The sequence below is a fragment of the Methylobacterium organophilum genome (genome assembly GCF_022179465.1).
Classification (GTDB): domain Bacteria; phylum Pseudomonadota; class Alphaproteobacteria; order Rhizobiales; family Beijerinckiaceae; genus Methylobacterium; species Methylobacterium organophilum.
In genome coordinates, this window is sequence record NZ_BPQV01000016.1 from 24,648 (window position 1) to 41,267 (window position 16,620).

The window sequence follows — 16,620 nt, forward strand, 5'->3', positions numbered from 1 at the left end:
GCAGGAGCGGAGGATCCGGCCGGCGCCGATAGGCCGTCCGTCACGCCAGGGGAAGACTATGCCGGTTTCCGTGATCATTCCCGTCTACAATCGCTGCAGGCATGTCGCCAAGGCCGTGGAAAGCGTCCTGGGGCAGACTTACAGAGATCTTGAGCTGATCATCGTCGATGACGCGTCGACGGACGGAACCTCGGAGATCCTCGCCGATCTGGCGACGAAAGACTCGCGGATCACGCTGATCCGCCAGACCGTGAACAAGGGCGGCGCGACGGGCCGAAACCTGGCTTTGACCCTTGCCCGGCACGACCTGGTCGCCTGCATGGATGATGACGACATCATGCTACCGGATCGCCTGGAACTGCAGGTCGCGTTCATGGAGGCGCATCCGGATGTCAGCGTCCTGAGCTCGGCAGCCCACATGATCGATGAGAATGATCAGATCATCGGATTGAGCGTTCCGACCATCGATCTCGAAAGAGGCAAACGGGAGTTCGATCCGAATTACTTCGTGAACATCATTCACCCGACTGCGATGTATCGCAAGAACGATGTGCTGCGGCTCGGCGGCTACCGGAAGTTCCTCCTCGACGATCGGGATCTGTGGGGACGTATGGTGACGGCGGGATACAAGATTGCCGTCTCGCCCGATCCCGTGCTGCTGCATCGGCGGCACAGCAGCATCATGACTACGAAGATCAGGGAGATTTTCGAAGTCGGCGATTATATCGACTTCAATATCGTCAGGCGTATGCACGGCGAGCCGGAAATGTCGGTCGAAGAGTACAGACTTGTCGTTTCCCTCCGGCCGCGTTGGAATAAATTCATGACCTGGAAGAGCCGGAATGCGGCCATCGCGTTCCGGTTGGCGACGCTGTATTACAGTAAGAAGAGCTGGCTCCCCTTTTCCTACAACCTATCCAAGGCGATCGCCCTGGAGCCTGTCCGTTACGTCCGCCGCGTTCTCCTGAAGAAACCGAAACATATGTTCGGGAGAGGCGCCACGCCGGCGTGGAATCGCCAGGCGCAGGCGGTGAGCGCCCAGCCCTCGTCCTGAGGGGACCGGTCCGGCCGCGAGCCTCGTCGCGCAAGGCGGGCCTGAGCGCGTCCGGCAAGGCGCGGATGCGCCGGCCGGAACCCCGGTCTTGCCTTTCCGCAGCCGGAGCGAAGACATCCCTCGGGGCCGTTCCCGCGGTCCCTGAGGGAGCCGTCCGCTTTGCGCATCCATGCCGCCGCCATCCTGTATTTCGATGCCGTGCGTCGGGCCGGCTCGATCCGCGAGGCGGCGCGCCGGCTCAATGTCGCGTCCTCGGCGGTCAACCGGCAGATTCTGAAGCTCGAGGCGGAGATCGGGGCGCCGCTGTTCGAGCGCTTCGCCAGCGGCACCCGGCTCACCTCGGCGGGCGAGGCGCTTGCCCGCCACGTCCTCGTGGTGCTGCAGGATCTCGAACGGGCCCGCTCCGACATCGAGGGGCTGAAGGGCGCGCGGGCCGGGCACGTGTCGATCGCGGCGGTCGAGGGTGTCTCCGGCGCGCTGCTGCCCGCGGTGCTGGAGACCCTGCGCGAGAAGGCGCCGCGGGCGACCGCCAGCGTCGAGGCGATGGGCTCCTTCGCGATCCCGAAGGCGGTCGCCGAGGGTGAGGCCGATATCGGCCTCGCTTTCGCCCTGCCGCGCCGGCCGGACCTGCGTCAGGTGGCTTTGGCCCGGTTCAAGCTCGGCGCCATCATGGCGCCGGGCCATCCCCTCGCGGGCCGCGAGCGCGTCAGCCTTTCGGCCTGCCTCGAGCATCCGCTGATCCTGCCCGCGGGCGATCTCTCCATCGGCCAGCTTCTCGCCCCCGCCATGGCGCGGCTGTCGCGGGAGGTGCGGCCGGTGATCCGCTCCTCCTCGATCGAGCTGATGCGCGAGCTCGCCGAGCGGGGCGTCGGCCTCGCCTTCCAGACGCGGATCGGCCTGGAGCGGGCCGTGCGCGAGGGGCGACTGGTCCATGTGCCCATCGAGGCCGGCGGCCCGATCTGGAGCGATCTCGGGGTCTATGTCCGCGCCGGCCGCGCCCTGCCGGCGACTCTCGACCTGACTCTGCGCGTCCTCACCGAGGAGATCCGGCGCCGCGAGGCGGAGGAGCAGGGCGGATGATGCCGATCCGGCATCGGCCTAGGCGAAACTCTCTGCTTTTTCGACCGGGCCTCGGCTCATAGCCTTTTCCCATCGCGAGCCGAGAGGGAGAGAGCGATGTCCGCTGGCCTGCATGCCGTCCACGTCCCGGGGACATCGCTTCCGGTCATTCCGGTCGGGGGGCTCTCGTCGTCTGATCCAGCCCGGCGTCGGGCCGTGGGGGCGGCGCTCCGCGAGGCCTGTCTCGCCAGCGGTTTCTTCTACTGCGCCGATCACGGCATCCCCGCCGGCCTGATCGAGGCGGTGTTCGCGGAGAGCCGGCGTTTCTTCGCGCAGGCGCCGGAGGCCAAGGCCGCCGTCGACAAGGCACGCTCCTTCTGCAACCGCGGCTACGAGCCCCTGCGGGGCCAGACCCTGGAGGCGGGCGCGCCCCCGGATCTCAAGGAGGGCTTCTATCTCGGCCTCGAACTGCCGGAGGACGATCCCCGGGTGCGGGCCCGCCGCTTCAACCGCGGCCCGAACCAGTGGCCCGCGGACCTGCCCGGCTTCCGCCCGGCGATGCAGGCCTATTTCGCGGCGATGCTCGATCTCGGCGAGCGCCTGATGCGCGGCATCGCCCTCTCCCTCGACCTGCCCGAGGATCACTTTTCCGCCTTCTGCCGGGATCCGCTCGCGATCCTGCGCCTGCTGCACTACCCGCCCCAGCCGAAGGACGCGGCGCCGGGGGAGAAGGGAGCCGGGGCGCATACCGATTTCGGCGGCCTGACCCTGCTCCTGCAGGACGAGGTCGGCGGCCTGCAGGTCCAATCCGCCGATGGCGGCTGGATCCACGCCGACCCGATCCCCGGCACCTTCGTGGTCAATCTCGGCGACATGATCGCCCGCTGGACCAATGGCCGCTACCGCTCGACCATGCACCGGGTGGTCAACGCCTCGGGCCGGGAGCGCTATTCGGTGCCCTTCTTCTATTCGGGCAATCCGGACCACGAGGTCGCCTGCCTGCCGAACTGCCTCGCCCCCGGGCAGAGCCCGCTCTATCCCGTCACCACGGTCGAGGGGCATCTCCAGGCGATGTACCGCCGCACCTACGCGGCGGCCTGACCATGGGGACGGACCCGGTCGTCCTGATCCATGGCGCCTGGGCGGGGGCCTGGGTCTGGGAGCGGCTGACGCCGCACCTCGAATCCGCCGGCCTCATAACGCAGGCCCTCGACCTGCCCGGCAACGGCGCCGACGACACCCCGCCCGCCGCGGTGTCGCTCGATCGCTACGTCGCACATGTCGGGGCGGTGCTCGACCGGCTCGGGGGGCGGGCGAGCCTCGTCGCCCATTCCGGCGGCGGTGTCGTCGCCTCCGCGGTGGCGGAGGCGTTCCCGGACCGGGTCGCGCGCATCGCCTATGTCGCCGGCATGATGCTGCCGGACGGGATGGGCTTCGCGGATCTCGTCGCCGAGGCGCGGGCGCGCCATCCCGAAGCCGCGGGGATCGGCCCGCACCTGATCTGGTCGCCGGATCGCCTGACGAGCCGCGTGCCGGAGGCGGCGGCCCGGGCGATCTTCTTCCAGGATGGTCCCGAATCCGACGCGCAGGCCGCCGCGCGCCGGCTGACGCCCCAGCCGGAACGCGGCCGGGCGGTGCGCGCCCGCCTCACCGCCGAAGGCTTCGGCCGGGTGCCCCGCCTCTATGTCGAGGCCCTGCACGACCGGGCGGTGATCCCGGCCCTGCAGCGGCAGATGTGCGCGCTGGTGCCCGGGGCCGCGCGGGTCGCGCTGCCGACCGGCCACGCCCCGCAGCTCTCGGCGCCCGACCGCCTCGCCGCCGCCCTGCTGCCCTTCCTGCTGTCCGACGCCCCTGGCACGTCGTTTGCGGCTCAGCCTGCCGACGCGCGCCATCGCCCCCGTTCCGCCGCGTGAGGATCTGAAGCGTGACCCCATCCCTGACCCGACTGGCCGCCGCTTTCGGCCTGACGCTGGCGCTGACCGGCGCCGCCACCGCCGAGCCCCTGACCTTCCTGATCGACTGGCTGCCCGCGGGCGACAAGGCGGCGATCTATCTCGGCGTCGAGAAGGGGCTGTTCAAGGAGCAGGGGCTCGAGGTCACCGTGCAATCGGGCCGCGGCTCCAGCGACGTGGTGACGAAGCTCGGCACCGGCGCGGCCGATATGGGCACCGGGGGCCTCGCCGCCCTGCTCCAGGCCAAGGCCCAGAGCGGCGTGCCGGTCACCGCCGTGATGGCGATCTACACGAAGCAGCCCGACGCGATCTTCACGACGACCGATTCCGGCGTGTCGAGCCTCAAGGATCTGGTGGGCAAGACGATCGCGACCGCGACCTTCTCCTCCTCCAACGTCGCCTGGCCGCTGGTGCTGAAGGCCAACGGCGTGCCCGCCGACGGCATCAAGGTGCTGAAGGTCGATCCCGGTGCGCTGGCGCCGATGCTCGCCGCCGGCAAGGTCGCGGCCACCATCAACTGGCTCACCGTGGCGCCCGCCTTCCAGGGTCCGCTCAAGGAGGCCGGCAAGGCGTTCAAGGCGCTGCCCTGGTCGGAATTCGGCTACGAGGGCTACGGCCTCTCGGTCTTCGCCTCCGACAAGATGATCGCGCAGCGCCCCGAGGCCGTGCGCAAGTTCCTCGCCGCCTACGCCAAGGCCACCGAGATGGCCAATGCCGATCCCGCCGCCGCCGCCCAGGCGCTGAAATCCGCGGTGCCGGAGGTCGAGGTCGAGCGGGCCGCGCAGGAATGGAAGGCGTCCATTCCCCTCATCGACAACGCGGTCTCGAAGAAGGACGGCCTCGGCGTCTACGAGCCGGGCCTCCTCAAGACGACCTGGAAATGGGTCGCGGAATCCCAGGGCATCCCGGTCGAGTCCTTCGATCCGGGCAAGGCCGTCACCGGCGCCTTCCTGCCCACGATGAAGAAGGCCGAGCGGTGAGCGCGCCCGGACCGGCGATCCGCTTCCGCGACGTCGGCCAGCGCTTTCCCGGCGCCAAGGGCGAGGCCGTCACCGCGCTGGACGGCCTCTCCTTCGAGATCGGCCGCCACGAATTCGTGGCGGTGCTCGGCCCCTCGGGCTGCGGCAAGTCCACCCTGCTGCGGCTCATCGCCGGGCTGATCCGGCCGACCTCGGGGAGCGTCGCGATCTTCGACACCCCCGTCACCGAGCCGCGGGACGATATCGGCATCGTCTTCCAGAAACCGACGCTGCTGCCGTGGTTCGACGTGCTCGGCAACGTCACCTTCCCGATGCGCCACAAATACGGGCGCGTCACCGAGACCGAGCGCGTTCGCGCCCGGGAACTGCTCGATCTCGTCGGGCTCGCCGATTTCGCGGCGCGCCGGCCCGACGAATTGTCGGGGGGCATGCAGCAGCGCGTCGCCATCGCCCGCGCCCTGCTGCTCGACCCCGACATCCTGCTCATGGACGAGCCCTTCTCGGCCCTCGACGCGCTCACCCGCGACGAGATGAGCTTCGAGCTCCTGCGGATCTGGGCCGAGCGGCCCAAGACCGTGCTGTTCATCACCCACTCGATCCCCGAGGCGCTGCTGCTGGCCGACCGCGTCATCGTCATGACCGGCCGCCCCGGCCGGGTGCGCGAGACGCTGTCCGTGCCGCTGCCGCGGCCCCGATCCATGGCGACGCTGTCGCAGCCGGCCTTCCATGAGCTTGCAAACCATATCCGTGGACGCCTCTTCAGCCGCCCCCTCGCCGCCTGAGCCGGCCGCCCCGGTCCTCGTCGGCACGCAGGTCCTGTCGGCCGCGGCCGCCCGGCGCCGGGCGCTGCTCGACCGCCTCGCGCCGCCGCTCGCCTTCGCGGCCCTGCTCGCCCTCTGGGAGGGAGCCTGCCGGGTCTTCGCCATCCCCTCCTTCCTGCTACCCGCCCCGAGCGCGATCCTCGCCGCTCTCGTCGCGACGCCCGTCTCCTCCTGGGCGGACCATGCCGGCGCGACGCTCCGGGTGGCGCTGATGGGCTACGCCCTCGCCATCCTGGTCTCGGTGCCCCTCGCGGTCGGCATCGCCACATCGCGCTTCCTGCGGCGGACGCTCTACCCGATCCTGGTCGTGGTGCAGTCGACGCCGATCGTGGCGGTCGCGCCGATCATCGTGGTGACGCTCGGGGCCTCCGACCTGCCGCGGGTCGTGATCACCTTCCTGATCACCTTCTTCCCGATCCTCGTCTCGACGGTCACCGGCCTGCAGACCACGCCGGAGGAACTGATCGAGCTGTCCCGGTCCCTGCGGGCCGGCCGGACCCGGGAGATCCTTCACGTGCGGCTGCCCTTCGCCCTGCCGCACCTGTTCGCGGCCCTGAAGATCTCGACGACCCTCGCGATCATCGGCGCCGTGGTCGCCGAGTTCGTCGCCGCCGAGAAGGGCCTCGGCTTCTTCATCGCCTACGCGACCTCGAATTTCCGGATCCCGACCGCCTTTGCCGGCCTCGTCGTGCTGGTCGCGATCAGCCTCGGGCTGTTCCGGCTGGTCGGATGGGTGCAGACGCGTCTCGCGCCATGGTCGCTGCCGAAATCGGAACGCTGAGCAAACCGCATGAACCTCGACCACGAGCGCTACCTGCGCATGGCCTTCGACGTCGCCCGCAAGGCGCGCGAGGGGGGCGACCATCCCTTCGGCGCGATCCTGGTCGGCCCGGACGGCGCGGTGCTGATGGAGCAGGGCAACGGCTACACGGCGGAAGGCCATGACATGACCGCCCATGCCGAGCGGCTGCTGGCCACCCGCGCCTCGAAGGCGCATGCGCCGGATGAACTCGCCGGCTGCACGCTCTACACCTCGGCCGAGCCCTGCGCGATGTGCGCGGGCGCGATCTACTGGGCGGGGATCGGCCGGGTCGTCTACGGCCAGAGCGAGGCCGAGCTGAAGGCCCTGACCGGCGACCACGCCGAGAACCCGACCCTCGATCTGCCCTGCCGCACGGTGTTCGAGGCCGGCCAGCGGAAGATCGAGGTGATCGGCCCGCTGCTGACGGAGGAATCCGCGGCCCTCCAGGCCGGCTTCTGGGCGGGCGAGCCGTCCGCCGCGTAGCGGGCGGATTCGGAGGTCAGCCCCGGGCGGTCTCGCGCGGGAGAGCGGCGTCGTCCGTCGCCGCCGGCCCGAGGCGGCGGGCCGTGAGCCCGAGGCCGAGTCCCGCCGCGTGGAGCAGCGCGGTCGCGCCCACGAAGCCGAGGGCATAGGCGAGGCCTGAGGCCGTCTCCGGCATCTCGGCGCCGTGGGCATGGCCGTGGAAGACCGCGAAGGCGCCGACGAGCCCGGCCAGCAGGGCCGTCGGCAGGCGGCGGCTCAGAAGGGCGAGGACGCCGAAGGCGACCAGCGAGGCGAGGATCGCCGATTCGACGAACGGCAGGGCGAGCCCGGCCATGCCGAGGCCCGCGCCCAGGCCCATCATGGCGAGGAAGGCGAGGGGCACCGCCCAGAGGGCGCGGCCGCCGCGCAGGGCGGCGATCAGGCCGACCGCGAGCATCGCCAGGAGGTGGTCCGCGCCGCCGAACGGATGGGCGAAGCCCGCCGCCGCGCCGACCATCCCGTCATGTCCCGGATGCGCGAGAGCGGCGCTCGGCAGCAGGGCGAGCGCGAGGGCCGGACCGACGGGGAAACGCTTCATTCTCGGGACTCCGGATACGGACGATGCGTCGCATCTTCGCTTGGCGAAGTGCCGACGTCGAGCCTCGAGGCAAGAGCCGTTCCGGGACGGCCGCTCCCTCAGGCATCGTCCTCGCGGGCGAAGACCTCGCCCTCGTCGGCGAGCTTGGCGTCGCGCTCGTCGGCGGTGAGGTTTGCCAGGGTCCGGTACTCCGCCAGAAGCTTGGCGAGCCTCACATGGGCCGCCACCGGGTCGGACGCATCGGCGATTGCCTGGCCGTTGCGCAGGATTAGGGTCGCCGTCTCCGCCTCGACCGTCTCCCGATCCGCGGCGCTCAGAGCCGCGAGATCGCCCAGGCCGAGATCCCGCGCCACCAGGGCCGCGATCTCCTCGCGCTTCTCGTCCAGTTTCGACATCGCCGCCTCCGGTGATGGGGATTAACGAATGTCCGGGCGGGTCGATGCATGTCGATGCGGTGCCGGCAGGGCGCGCCCGTTCCCGATGCCTGCGACGTCGTGCCGGCGCGCGATGTGCGAAATGTTACCGGTCATATCCGGGCAAGGCCGGCAAGCCGCGGATCGCGGGCGATCGCATTGCGCCGCAGCGTCATACAGGCATACATTATTCTCATTATCAGGTGCGGCGCGTCGGCGGGGGCCCACGCGCTGGCGCGGGCATGGGCCCCGGTCGCCAGCGGGCCGTTTCCGCACCCGAGTTCGGGAGCCTCGTCAGAAGGCTTCCAGGCGAAGCCGCCCCGCGGCGACCGCCACATCCGTTCCACGCTCCGCCGTCCCGTCCCGGTTCCGCCGGCGATGCGGGCGGCTCACGACAGGACGAGGCGATGATCAAACTCACGGTCAACGGGACCGAACGCAGCTTCGACGGCGATCCCGACATGCCGCTGCTCTGGTATCTGCGCGACGAGCTCGGCCTCACCGGCTCGAAATTCGGCTGCGGCCAGGCCCTGTGCGGCGCCTGCACCATCCATATCGGCGGCGAGGCGACGCGCTCCTGCGTGACGCCGATCTCCGCCGCCGAGGGCCAGCAGATCACCACCATCGAGGGGCTCTCGCCCGACGGCAACCATCCGGTTCAGGTGGCCTGGCGCGACCTCAACGTGTCCCAGTGCGGCTACTGCCAGTGCGGCCAGATCATGCAGGCCGCCTCCCTCCTGAAGGACACGCCCAAGCCCACCGATCAGCAGATCGACGAGGCCATGAGCGGCAACATCTGTCGATGCGGCACCTACCCGCGCATCCGCGCGGCGATCCATCAGGCTGCCGGCCAGGCCGCCTCCGGCAAGGGAGACCGCCTGTGATCCACGACGCCCAGCGCATGGCGGATCTCGCCAACGACACCCCGGCCCCGGCCGTCCTCGCCAATGTCAGCCGCCGCGCGATGCTCGGCGGCCTGGGCGCCTTCACCCTGGCGCTCTCCCTCGCGGACCGGGCTCGGGCCGAAGAGGGCGCGCGCACGGATAAGAAGGACGAGCCGAAGAAGTTCGGGGCCGATGCCATGCCGCATGGCTGGCAGGACGACCCGAAGGTCTTCGTGGCGATCGCCGCCGACGGCACCGTCACCGTCACCTGCCATCGCTCCGAGATGGGCACCGGCGTGCGCACCTCGATCGCCTTCGTCGTCGCCGACGAGCTGGAGGCCGACTGGTCGAAGGTGAAGGTCGCCCAGGCCTGGGGTGACGAGGCCCGTTTCGGCAACCAGGACACGGACGGCTCGCGCTCGCTCCGCCACTTCTTCCAGCATTTCCGCCATGCCGGCGCCGCCGCGCGGCTGATGCTGGTCCAGGCCGCCGCGAAGAAATGGGGCGTGCCGGAAGCCGAGGTGAAGGCCGAGAACCACGTCGTCAGCCACGCCAAGTCCGGCCGCAAGATCGGCTACGGCGAGATCGCGGCCGCCGCCGCGGAGCTGCCGGTGCCGGCCCGCGAGAGCGTCGTGCTCAAGAAGCCCGAGGCCTTCAAGTATATCGGCAAGGGCAAGATCGGCCTGATCGACAACCGCGACATCACCACCGGCAAGGCGATCTACGGCATCGATACCCGCCTCGACGGGCTGCTCTACGCCGTCATCGCCCGTCCGCCGGTCTATGGCGGCAAGGTCGCGAGCTACGACGACACCGATGCCCGCCGGGTGCCGGGCGTGGTCAAGATCTTCAAGATCGACGCGCCGGAGATCCCGAGCGAGTTCCAGCCGCTCGGCGGCGTCGCCGTCATCGCCAAGAACACCTGGTCAGCGATGAAGGCGCGCGACGCCCTCAAGATCACCTGGGACGACGGCCCCAACGCCGCCTACGACACCTCGACCTTCCGGGGCGAGCTGGAGAAGGCGGCGCGCGCGCCCGGCAAGGTCGTGCGCAGCCAGGGCGACGTCGACGCGGCGATGGCCAAGGCCAAGACGAAGCTCGAAGCCGAGTACTTCGTGCCCCATCTCGTCCAGGCGCCGATGGAGCCCCCCGCCGCCACCGTGCGGATCAAGGACGGCTTCTGCGAGGCCTGGGCCTGCACCCAGGCGCCGCAGGCGACCCATGACCGGCTCGCCAAGAAGCTGGGCTTGGCCGCCGACAAGGTGAAGGTGAACGTGACGCTGCTCGGCGGCGGCTTCGGCCGCAAGTCCAAGCCAGACTACGTGCTGGAGGCCGCGCTCTGCAGCAAGGAAGTCGACGGCGCCCCGGTGAAGCTCACCTGGACCCGCGAGGACGATATCCATCACGGCTACTACCACACGATCTCGGTGGAGCGCCTGGAGGCCGGCCTCGACGACAAGGGCATGCCGGTCGCCTGGCTGCACCGCTCGACCGCGCCGACCATCGGCTCGATCTTCGCGCCCGATCCCAAGCACGAGCTGCCCTTCGAGCTCGGCATGGGCCTCGTGAACACGCCCTTCGCCCTGCCCAACGTCCGCCTGGAGAACCCGGCGGCGGATGCGCATGTGCGGATCGGCTGGTTCCGCTCGGTCTCGAACATCCCGCACGCCTTCGCGATCCAGTCCTTCGTGGCCGAGCTCGCCCATGCGGCGGGCAAGGACCAGAAGGACTACCTGCTCGAGCTGATCGGGCCGGCGCGGAAGATCGATCCGACCGAGATCGGCGACGTCTGGAACTACGGCGAGGATCCCAAGCGCTACCCGATCGACACGGGCCGCCTGCGCGGCGTGATCGAGGCGGTGGCCAAGGGCGCCGGCTGGGGCCGGAAGCTGGAGAAGGGCCGGGGCCTCGGCGTCGCCGGCCACTACAGCTTCGTCACCTACACCGCGGTCGCGGCGGAGGTCGAAGTGACCCCGCAGGGCGAGGTGAAGGTCCACGCCGTCGACATCGCCGTGGATTGCGGGCCTCAGGTGAACCCGGAGCGTATCCGCTCGCAGATGGAAGGCGCGGTCGTGATGGGGATGGGCCTCGCCCTCACCTCGCAGATCACCTTCAAGAACGGCCGGGCGGAGCAGAACAACTTCGACGGCTACGAGGTCACCCGCATCGACGCGGCCCCGAAGGTGGTGCGCGTGCATCTCGTGCCGACGGGGAGCTATGACGGGCCGCTCGGCGGCGTCGGCGAGCCCGGCGTGCCGCCGGTGGCGCCCGCCATCGCCAATGCGGTCTTCGCGGCCACCGGCCGCCGGATCCGGCAACTGCCGATCCGCGACCAGCTCAGCGCCTGACGAACCGGCCGCCGGCTCTCCCCGAGGGAGCCGGCTTTTCTCATGGCCGCATCCGGGGTGCGTCCCATCCGGAACCCGCGGCGGCCTCGCGCAGTCTCTCAGGCAGCGCCGCCCGGGAAACGGCCCGGCGCGGCCCCGTATCAGCTCGTCCTTGAGGGAACGTCCCGTCGATGATCCGCTCCGCCTGTCTCGCCGCGCTCCTCCTCAGCCTGGCCGCCGGCCCGGCCCTCGCCGCCTGCGCCGACGACATCAAGACCCAGGAAGCCCGCTTCAAGGATCAGGCGACCGACGCGGCCGGCGCCTCCAGCGGCGGCCAGGGCGTCGCCGCCGCCCGGCAGAGCCAGGGCATGACCAGGCCCGCGGGCGAGGCGGAGCCCACCCCGCCGGGCAAGGCGGCCGAAGCCGGCAGCGGCAGCAGGGTCCAGACGGCCAAGGCGGCGCTCGAAGAAGCCCGCAAGGCGGATCAGGAGGGCAAGGCGGCGGCCTGCGCGGAGGCCGTGGCCAAGGCGAAGAAGGAGCTCGACGCGACGCCGTGAGGCCGGTCGCGATGGGCGGGGCGCCCGGTGGGGCGTCCCGCCCACGACTGCGAGGTCCCTAGACGACGAGCCGCATCGGATTGCAGCTTTCTTCGCGTCGTTCTTCTTATGCGGATGCCCGTTCGGGGCGATCCGAAGCGTCCTACGCAGCCCGCGCGCGAAAGGTTTCGGAAGCCGGGTTCCGTGCGAGGCGCCGTGCTCGGATCGGGGCGGATTCCTCTCCGCCCCGCCATGCTGTCAGGCCGCCGGCAGGATCTGGGCGCGCCCCTTGAGGCCGGCGCAGAGATCGTCGATCTCGATCACGTCGAGGGCCTCGCCGGTGGCCGAGGCGATGGTGTCGATGAGGTGGTCGTGCTGCGGGTCGAAGGGATGACCCTGCATCCGGTAGAACTGGTAATAGCGCAACGCCGCCAGCAGCGTGTCACGCTCGCGGGCGGTCACGGTGAAGTTCTGCGTGGTCATGGGCTTCCCCTTGGCTTGCAACGAACGCCTGGACGAGGCCGCGCGACGACTCGCCAAGCGTGACCGTTGTAAGGCCGCGATGCGGGAGCCGTCCATATCCAGGGCGGAAACGTGGCCGGATTGTTCAACCAAGGATTGTGCCAACGAAGGCCGGAACCGCCTCGCTCGCCAGTCCATACAGCCGTTCGTCGAAGGTGGAGGCGTTGTCAGAAGGCTCCAGATTGATCGCGCAGCTGCGAATGCCGAGGCGCCGCGCCGTCTCCACGTAGCCCGCCGCCGGATAGACCGAGCCCGAGGTTCCGATCGCCACGAACAGGTCGGCGCCTCGCAGGGCGGCGTCGATGGCGTCGAGGTGCTTCGGCATCTCGCCGAACCAGACGATGTCCGGGCGCAGCCCGCCCGGCTCGCTGCATTCCGGGCAGCGCCGGTCGGTATCGAGATCCTCGCGCCAGTCGAGCACGGCCTCGCAGGCGGTGCAGCGGGCCTTGAGCAGTTCGCCGTGCATGTGGGTGACGCCGTTCGAGCCGGCCCGCTCGTGCAGGTCGTCGACGTTCTGCGTGCACAGGAACAGCCGTCCGCCCCGGGCGCGCAGCTCTTTCTCCAGCCGGGCGAGGGCGTGGTGGGCCGGGTTCGGCTCGGCCTCGATCACCCCGCGCCGGCGCAGGTTGTAGAAGGCGTGGACCTCGTCGGGATCCGCGGCGAAGGCCTCGGGGGTGGCGAGCTTCATCGGATCGAAGCGGCTCCACAGGCCGCCGCGGTCGCGGAAGGTGCCCAATCCGCTCTCGGCGGACACGCCCGCCCCGGTGAGAACGAAGATCGCCTTGGGAAGCACGCGCGGATCCGAGTCGGAGTTGGCTGCGGGCCGAGATTACCTCCGCGCCCTAGGCCGGGGGAAGGCGCTGCGCGAGCACCTTGTCGATGCGCCGGCCGTCCATGTCGACGACTTCGAGGCGCCAGCCTTCCGCCTCGACGGCATCGCCCTCCGTCGGGATACGGCCGAGCCGGACGATGACGAAGCCGGCCAGCGTCGAGAAGTCGTCGCTGCGCGGCTTCTCCGAGAAATCGAGGCGGTCGAAGGCGTCGGCGGCCGATATCATGCCGTCCATCAGCAGCGAGCCGTCCGGCCGCTCGATCACCATCTTCTCCTCGCCCGGTTCCGGAATCTCGCCGGCCATGGCCTCGAGGAGGTCGGTCTGGGTGACGATGCCTTCGAGGCTCCCGTATTCGTCGACGACGATCGCCATGCGCACGGGCTTGGTCTGGAACATCTCCAGCACCTTCAGGATAGCGAGGCCCTCGTGCACCACGATCGGTTCGCGGGTCGCCGCCCTCACGTCGAGGGGGCGGCCGTCGAGGAGCTGGTCGAGCAGGTCCTGCTTGCGCAGCACGCCGACCACGTCGTCGATCTGGCCCCGGCTGACCACGATCTGCTCGTGCTTGCAGGCCTTGATGGCCGCGATCATCTCCTCCGCCTCGTCGTCGAGATCGACCCAGTCGACCTCGTTGCGCGGCGTCACGATCTCGCGGATCCGGCGCTCGCCGATGGCGAGGATGCGGGCCACCGCATCCTCCTGCGCCTCGTGCAGCAGGCCGGCCTCGTGGCTCGCCGTGACGAGGAGGCTCAGCTCGGCGGGGGAGGGGAGGTTCTCCTCGCCCGATCCCGGCTGGAGCCCCATCAGGCGCAGCACGCCGTTGCCGAGCCCGTTCAGGAACAGGATCGCCGGGCGGAAGACGAGCAGGAACAGGCTCAGGGGCCGCACGATCACCAGAGCCGTGCGCTCGCTGCGCTGGAGCGCGAGGCTCTTCGGGGCGAGCTCGCCGAGCACGATGTGGAGGGCGGTGATGACCACGAAGGCGACGGCGACGGCCAGCGTATGCGCGCCGATGCCGGCCGCCGGCTCGGGCAGCCAGGCGAAGAGCGGCTCGATCAGATGCGCGAGGGCTGGCTCGCCGACCCAGCCCAGGGCCAGGGAGGAGATGGTGATGCCGAGCTGCGTCGCGGCGAGATGCGCGTCGAGGCTCTCGATGGCCCGCTGCAGGGCCGTGGCGTTCACACGCTTCTCGTTGACGAGTTCGGCGACCCGGCTGCGCCGCACCGCGACGAGGGAGAATTCCGCCGCAACGAAGAAGCCGTTGGCGAGAACGAGCGCCAGGACCGAGAGCAGCCCCAGCGCCGTAGACCATCCGTCGTCGAAAATCGTGCCCTCCCGGGCGCAGCCTCCGCCTCACGGGCGGTCCCCGCTATAGAGCCGAACGCCGCCCGGGAGAAAAGGTGGCGGCGAAAAAGTCGCGAAGCCTGCGGCGCGGACGGCGCCCACCGCCGTGAACGGTGAACGTTTGGTGATCGGTGGCAGTAAAATGCCTCTTAACCCGAAACTTGCATCATGGCCGCTTCCCCGCGACTCAGGTCGCGCATTGCCGGAGGCGAACCGTGGGACAGCCCCTCGACAGGCCGAAGGACGACAAGCCCGTCCGATCCAAGGGGGCGCCCCTGAGCGGCAGCACGCGCCGGCATCTCGGCGAAGGGCTGCGGGCGCATTATGCCGAGGTTCTCACCGAGCCGGTGGATCCGCGCATCGCCGCCCTGCTCGCGCGCCTCGAGAAGCCTCCGGCCTGAGCCGGGGGCGGTCAGTCGAGAACGACCGCGACCAGGGAGAAGAGGCCGGCCAGCAGGAAGTTGCCGACGATAACGAGGGCGATGACGGTCATCGGAGGGGGGAGCCTTGGGCGGCGATTCGGGATCGGGAGCCTGCTTCTAGCGGCCCGAACCTGAACGCGCCGTATCCGGTCGACCACCATGCCCGGGATTCGCCGATCAAGGTGAAGGCGATGTGTCCGTGCCACGCCGCCCCCGGCATGGCCACCACCGCGCCCGGCGCTTTTGGCAGGATTTCCTCCCGCGCCTTGCCTTATGCTGCGCAGCCATGACCTCCGCTCTCAAAGCCGACGTGCTCGCCGCCATCGGCGGCACGCCCCTGATCAAGCTGCGCCGGGTTTCCGAGGAGACCGGCTGTACGATTCTCGGCAAGGCCGAATTCCTCAATCCCGGCCTCTCGGTGAAGGACCGCGCGGCCCTCTCGATCGTCCGGGACGCCGAGGCGCGGGGGCTGATCCGGCCCGGCGGCACCATCGTCGAGGGCACGGCGGGCAATACGGGCATCGGGCTTGCCCTGGTCGCCGCCGTGCGCGGCTACCGCACGGTCATCGTCATCCCCGAGACCCAGTCCGCCGAGAAGAAAGAGACGCTGCGCCTCGCCGGCGCCCAGCTCGTCGAGGTGCCCGCCGTCCCCTTCGCCAATCCCAACAACTACGTGCATGCGGCGCGCCGCCTCGCGGAGAAGCTCGCGGCGCGGGAGAGCGCGGGCGCCTTCTTCGCCGACCAGTTCGACAACGTGGCCAACCGCCTCGCCCATGTGGAGGGCACCGGTCCGGAGATCTTCGCGGCGACCGGGGGCCAGGTCGACGGCTTCGTCTGCGCCGCCGGCACGGGGGGCACCCTCGCCGGAACGGCGGAGGCCCTGCGGGCGCGCAATCCGAAGGTGACGATCGCCCTGTCGGATCCCGAGGGCTCGGCGCTGCACGCCTATTACAGCACCGGCACCCTGAAGGCGGAAGGCTCCTCGATCACCGAGGGGATCGGCCAGGGCCGCGTCACGAAGAACCTCGAAGGCTTCCGGCCGGACGTCTCCTTCCGGGTTCCGGACGACGAGGCCCTGGGCCATGTCTTCCAGCTGATGCGCGAGGAGGGCCTCTCCCTCGGTGGCTCCTCCGGCATCAACGTCGCCGGCGCGGTGCGCCTCGCCCGCCATCTCGGGCCGGGCCACACCATCGTGACGATCCTCTGCGACGGCGCGGCGCGCTACGCCTCCAAGCTGTTCAACCCGGCCTTCCTGCAGGGCAAGGGCCTGCCGGTGCCGGACTGGCTGACGGCGCCCGCCGAGCCGCTGCCGGATTGGCGGGCGGATTCCGCATTCGTCTGATCGGAGCGTCGCACACGCCCTCAAGTTGAACGAAACGGCAGATCGCGACGTTTACGGTCACGCTCGGGCGCCCTTGCCCGGCGGCCCGGAGTCCGCGTCGATGACTTTGACCACCATTCTCCTGATCGTGCTGATCCTGATCGTCCTCGGCGGCGGCAACTTTCTCGGAGGGGGTGCCTATCGCGGACCGAGCTTCGGCCTGGGCGGCATCCTCCTCATCATCCTGATCGTCCTGCTCCTCACCGGAAATCGCGTCTGACGCGCAGGAC

19 protein-coding genes are annotated in these 16,620 nt (G+C 70.2%); 14 read left to right on the forward strand and 5 right to left on the reverse strand.

Features of this window, described 5'->3' with window-relative positions; translation table 11 throughout:
* Nucleotides 1-58 precede the first annotated feature (58 nt).
* From MFF21_RS21690 to MFF21_RS21725, 8 genes are all read left to right on the forward strand, one after another.
* Nucleotides 59-1,054: a glycosyltransferase family 2 protein gene (locus MFF21_RS21690; RefSeq protein ID WP_238314015.1), complete on the forward strand. Its 996-nt coding sequence runs from the start codon at nt 59-61 to the stop codon at nt 1,052-1,054.
* Nucleotides 1,055-1,213: 159 nt separating this feature from the next.
* Nucleotides 1,214-2,134 (forward strand): LysR substrate-binding domain-containing protein, encoded by a 921-nt coding sequence (locus MFF21_RS21695; RefSeq protein ID WP_238314016.1) that lies wholly within the window; start codon nt 1,214-1,216, stop codon nt 2,132-2,134.
* A 96-nt stretch (nt 2,135-2,230) separates the two neighbouring features.
* Nucleotides 2,231-3,214: an isopenicillin N synthase family dioxygenase gene (locus tag MFF21_RS21700; protein ID WP_241101217.1), complete on the forward strand. Its 984-nt coding sequence runs from the start codon at nt 2,231-2,233 to the stop codon at nt 3,212-3,214.
* 2 nt (nt 3,215-3,216) lie between these two features.
* Entirely contained in the window at nt 3,217-4,026 is an 810-nt protein-coding gene (locus tag MFF21_RS21705) for an alpha/beta fold hydrolase (RefSeq protein ID WP_238314020.1), read from the forward strand.
* An 11-nt stretch (nt 4,027-4,037) separates the two neighbouring features.
* Nucleotides 4,038-5,045 carry an ABC transporter substrate-binding protein gene (locus MFF21_RS21710; protein WP_238314022.1) on the forward strand — a complete coding sequence of 336 codons (1,008 nt, stop codon included), beginning with the start codon at nt 4,038-4,040 and terminating at the stop codon, nt 5,043-5,045.
* Nucleotides 5,042-5,827, forward strand: coding sequence for an ABC transporter ATP-binding protein (locus tag MFF21_RS21715; protein ID WP_238314024.1), 786 nt, complete (start codon nt 5,042-5,044; stop codon nt 5,825-5,827). Before MFF21_RS21710 ends, MFF21_RS21715 begins: the two co-directional genes overlap by 4 nt.
* The gene (locus tag MFF21_RS21720; RefSeq protein WP_308445697.1) at nt 5,793-6,647 is read left to right on the forward strand and encodes an ABC transporter permease; all 855 of its coding nucleotides are present in this window, start codon (nt 5,793-5,795) and stop codon (nt 6,645-6,647) included. The genes MFF21_RS21715 and MFF21_RS21720 overlap by 35 nt, the downstream gene beginning before the upstream one ends.
* A 9-nt stretch (nt 6,648-6,656) precedes the next feature.
* The gene (locus tag MFF21_RS21725) at nt 6,657-7,151 is read left to right on the forward strand and encodes a nucleoside deaminase (protein WP_238314032.1); all 495 of its coding nucleotides are present in this window, start codon (nt 6,657-6,659) and stop codon (nt 7,149-7,151) included.
* A 16-nt stretch (nt 7,152-7,167) separates the two neighbouring features.
* On the opposite strand, the gene MFF21_RS21730 is transcribed toward MFF21_RS21725, so the two are convergent.
* Together MFF21_RS21730 and MFF21_RS21735 are read right to left on the reverse strand one after the other, a co-directional pair.
* Nucleotides 7,168-7,728, reverse strand: a complete 561-nt coding sequence (locus MFF21_RS21730; RefSeq protein ID WP_238314034.1) for a HupE/UreJ family protein — start codon at nt 7,726-7,728, stop codon at nt 7,168-7,170.
* A gap of 98 nt (nt 7,729-7,826) precedes the next feature.
* A complete protein-coding gene (locus MFF21_RS21735; protein ID WP_238314036.1) occupies nt 7,827-8,123 on the reverse strand; it encodes a hypothetical protein in 297 nt (98 codons plus the stop codon).
* A 425-nt stretch (nt 8,124-8,548) separates the two neighbouring features.
* Between MFF21_RS21735 and MFF21_RS21740 the strand changes: the two genes are divergently transcribed.
* The 3 genes from MFF21_RS21740 (at nt 8,549) to MFF21_RS21750 (ending at nt 11,909) form a co-directional block, all read left to right on the forward strand.
* The gene (locus tag MFF21_RS21740; protein WP_238314043.1) at nt 8,549-9,025 is read left to right on the forward strand and encodes a (2Fe-2S)-binding protein; all 477 of its coding nucleotides are present in this window, start codon (nt 8,549-8,551) and stop codon (nt 9,023-9,025) included.
* On the forward strand, nt 9,022-11,373 hold the full coding sequence (locus MFF21_RS21745; RefSeq protein WP_238314045.1) for a xanthine dehydrogenase family protein molybdopterin-binding subunit: 2,352 nt from the start codon (nt 9,022-9,024) through the stop codon (nt 11,371-11,373). The genes MFF21_RS21740 and MFF21_RS21745 overlap by 4 nt, the downstream gene beginning before the upstream one ends.
* Nucleotides 11,374-11,543: 170 nt before the next feature.
* Nucleotides 11,544-11,909 (forward strand): hypothetical protein, encoded by a 366-nt coding sequence (locus MFF21_RS21750; protein WP_238314047.1) that lies wholly within the window; start codon nt 11,544-11,546, stop codon nt 11,907-11,909.
* Between the two features lie 237 nt (nt 11,910-12,146).
* Here MFF21_RS21750 and MFF21_RS21755 read toward each other — a convergent pair whose 3' ends face one another.
* From MFF21_RS21755 to MFF21_RS21765, 3 genes are all read right to left on the reverse strand, one after another.
* Entirely contained in the window at nt 12,147-12,371 is a 225-nt protein-coding gene (locus MFF21_RS21755) for a hypothetical protein (protein WP_238314048.1), read from the reverse strand.
* Between the two features lie 124 nt (nt 12,372-12,495).
* Nucleotides 12,496-13,203, reverse strand: a complete 708-nt coding sequence (locus MFF21_RS21760; protein ID WP_238314050.1) for an NAD-dependent deacylase — start codon at nt 13,201-13,203, stop codon at nt 12,496-12,498.
* Nucleotides 13,204-13,252: 49 nt separating this feature from the next.
* A complete protein-coding gene (locus tag MFF21_RS21765) occupies nt 13,253-14,524 on the reverse strand; it encodes a hemolysin family protein (protein WP_283206554.1) in 1,272 nt (423 codons plus the stop codon).
* A gap of 278 nt (nt 14,525-14,802) precedes the next feature.
* Between MFF21_RS21765 and MFF21_RS21770 the strand changes: the two genes are divergently transcribed.
* The 3 genes from MFF21_RS21770 (at nt 14,803) to MFF21_RS21780 (ending at nt 16,610) form a co-directional block, all read left to right on the forward strand.
* The gene (locus MFF21_RS21770; protein WP_238314054.1) at nt 14,803-14,988 is read left to right on the forward strand and encodes a NepR family anti-sigma factor; all 186 of its coding nucleotides are present in this window, start codon (nt 14,803-14,805) and stop codon (nt 14,986-14,988) included.
* 307 nt (nt 14,989-15,295) lie between these two features.
* Nucleotides 15,296-16,351 (forward strand): cysteine synthase A, encoded by a 1,056-nt coding sequence (locus MFF21_RS21775; RefSeq protein ID WP_238314056.1) that lies wholly within the window; start codon nt 15,296-15,298, stop codon nt 16,349-16,351.
* Nucleotides 16,352-16,451: 100 nt separating this feature from the next.
* Nucleotides 16,452-16,610: a DUF3309 domain-containing protein gene (locus tag MFF21_RS21780; protein WP_238314058.1), complete on the forward strand. Its 159-nt coding sequence runs from the start codon at nt 16,452-16,454 to the stop codon at nt 16,608-16,610.
* The last annotated feature ends 10 nt before the right edge of the window (nt 16,611-16,620 follow it).

Excerpts from the sequence above, each read along its gene's own strand:
- MFF21_RS21690 (WP_238314015.1), top strand. The coding sequence starts at position 59 with ATGCCGGTTTCCGTGATCATTCCCGTCTACAATCGCTGCAGGCATGTC.
- MFF21_RS21700 (WP_241101217.1), top strand. The coding sequence starts at position 2,231 with ATGTCCGCTGGCCTGCATGCCGTCCACGTCCCGGGGACATCGCTTCCG.
- MFF21_RS21705 (WP_238314020.1), top strand. The coding sequence starts at position 3,217 with ATGGGGACGGACCCGGTCGTCCTGATCCATGGCGCCTGGGCGGGGGCC.
- MFF21_RS21725 (WP_238314032.1), top strand. The coding sequence starts at position 6,657 with ATGAACCTCGACCACGAGCGCTACCTGCGCATGGCCTTCGACGTCGCC.
- MFF21_RS21730 (WP_238314034.1), bottom strand. The coding sequence starts at position 7,728 with ATGAAGCGTTTCCCCGTCGGTCCGGCCCTCGCGCTCGCCCTGCTGCCG.
- MFF21_RS21735 (WP_238314036.1), bottom strand. The coding sequence starts at position 8,123 with ATGTCGAAACTGGACGAGAAGCGCGAGGAGATCGCGGCCCTGGTGGCG.
- MFF21_RS21740 (WP_238314043.1), top strand. The coding sequence starts at position 8,549 with ATGATCAAACTCACGGTCAACGGGACCGAACGCAGCTTCGACGGCGAT.
- MFF21_RS21750 (WP_238314047.1), top strand. The coding sequence starts at position 11,544 with ATGATCCGCTCCGCCTGTCTCGCCGCGCTCCTCCTCAGCCTGGCCGCC.
- MFF21_RS21755 (WP_238314048.1), bottom strand. The coding sequence starts at position 12,371 with ATGACCACGCAGAACTTCACCGTGACCGCCCGCGAGCGTGACACGCTG.
- MFF21_RS21775 (WP_238314056.1), top strand. The coding sequence starts at position 15,296 with ATGACCTCCGCTCTCAAAGCCGACGTGCTCGCCGCCATCGGCGGCACG.
- MFF21_RS21780 (WP_238314058.1), top strand. The coding sequence starts at position 16,452 with ATGACTTTGACCACCATTCTCCTGATCGTGCTGATCCTGATCGTCCTC.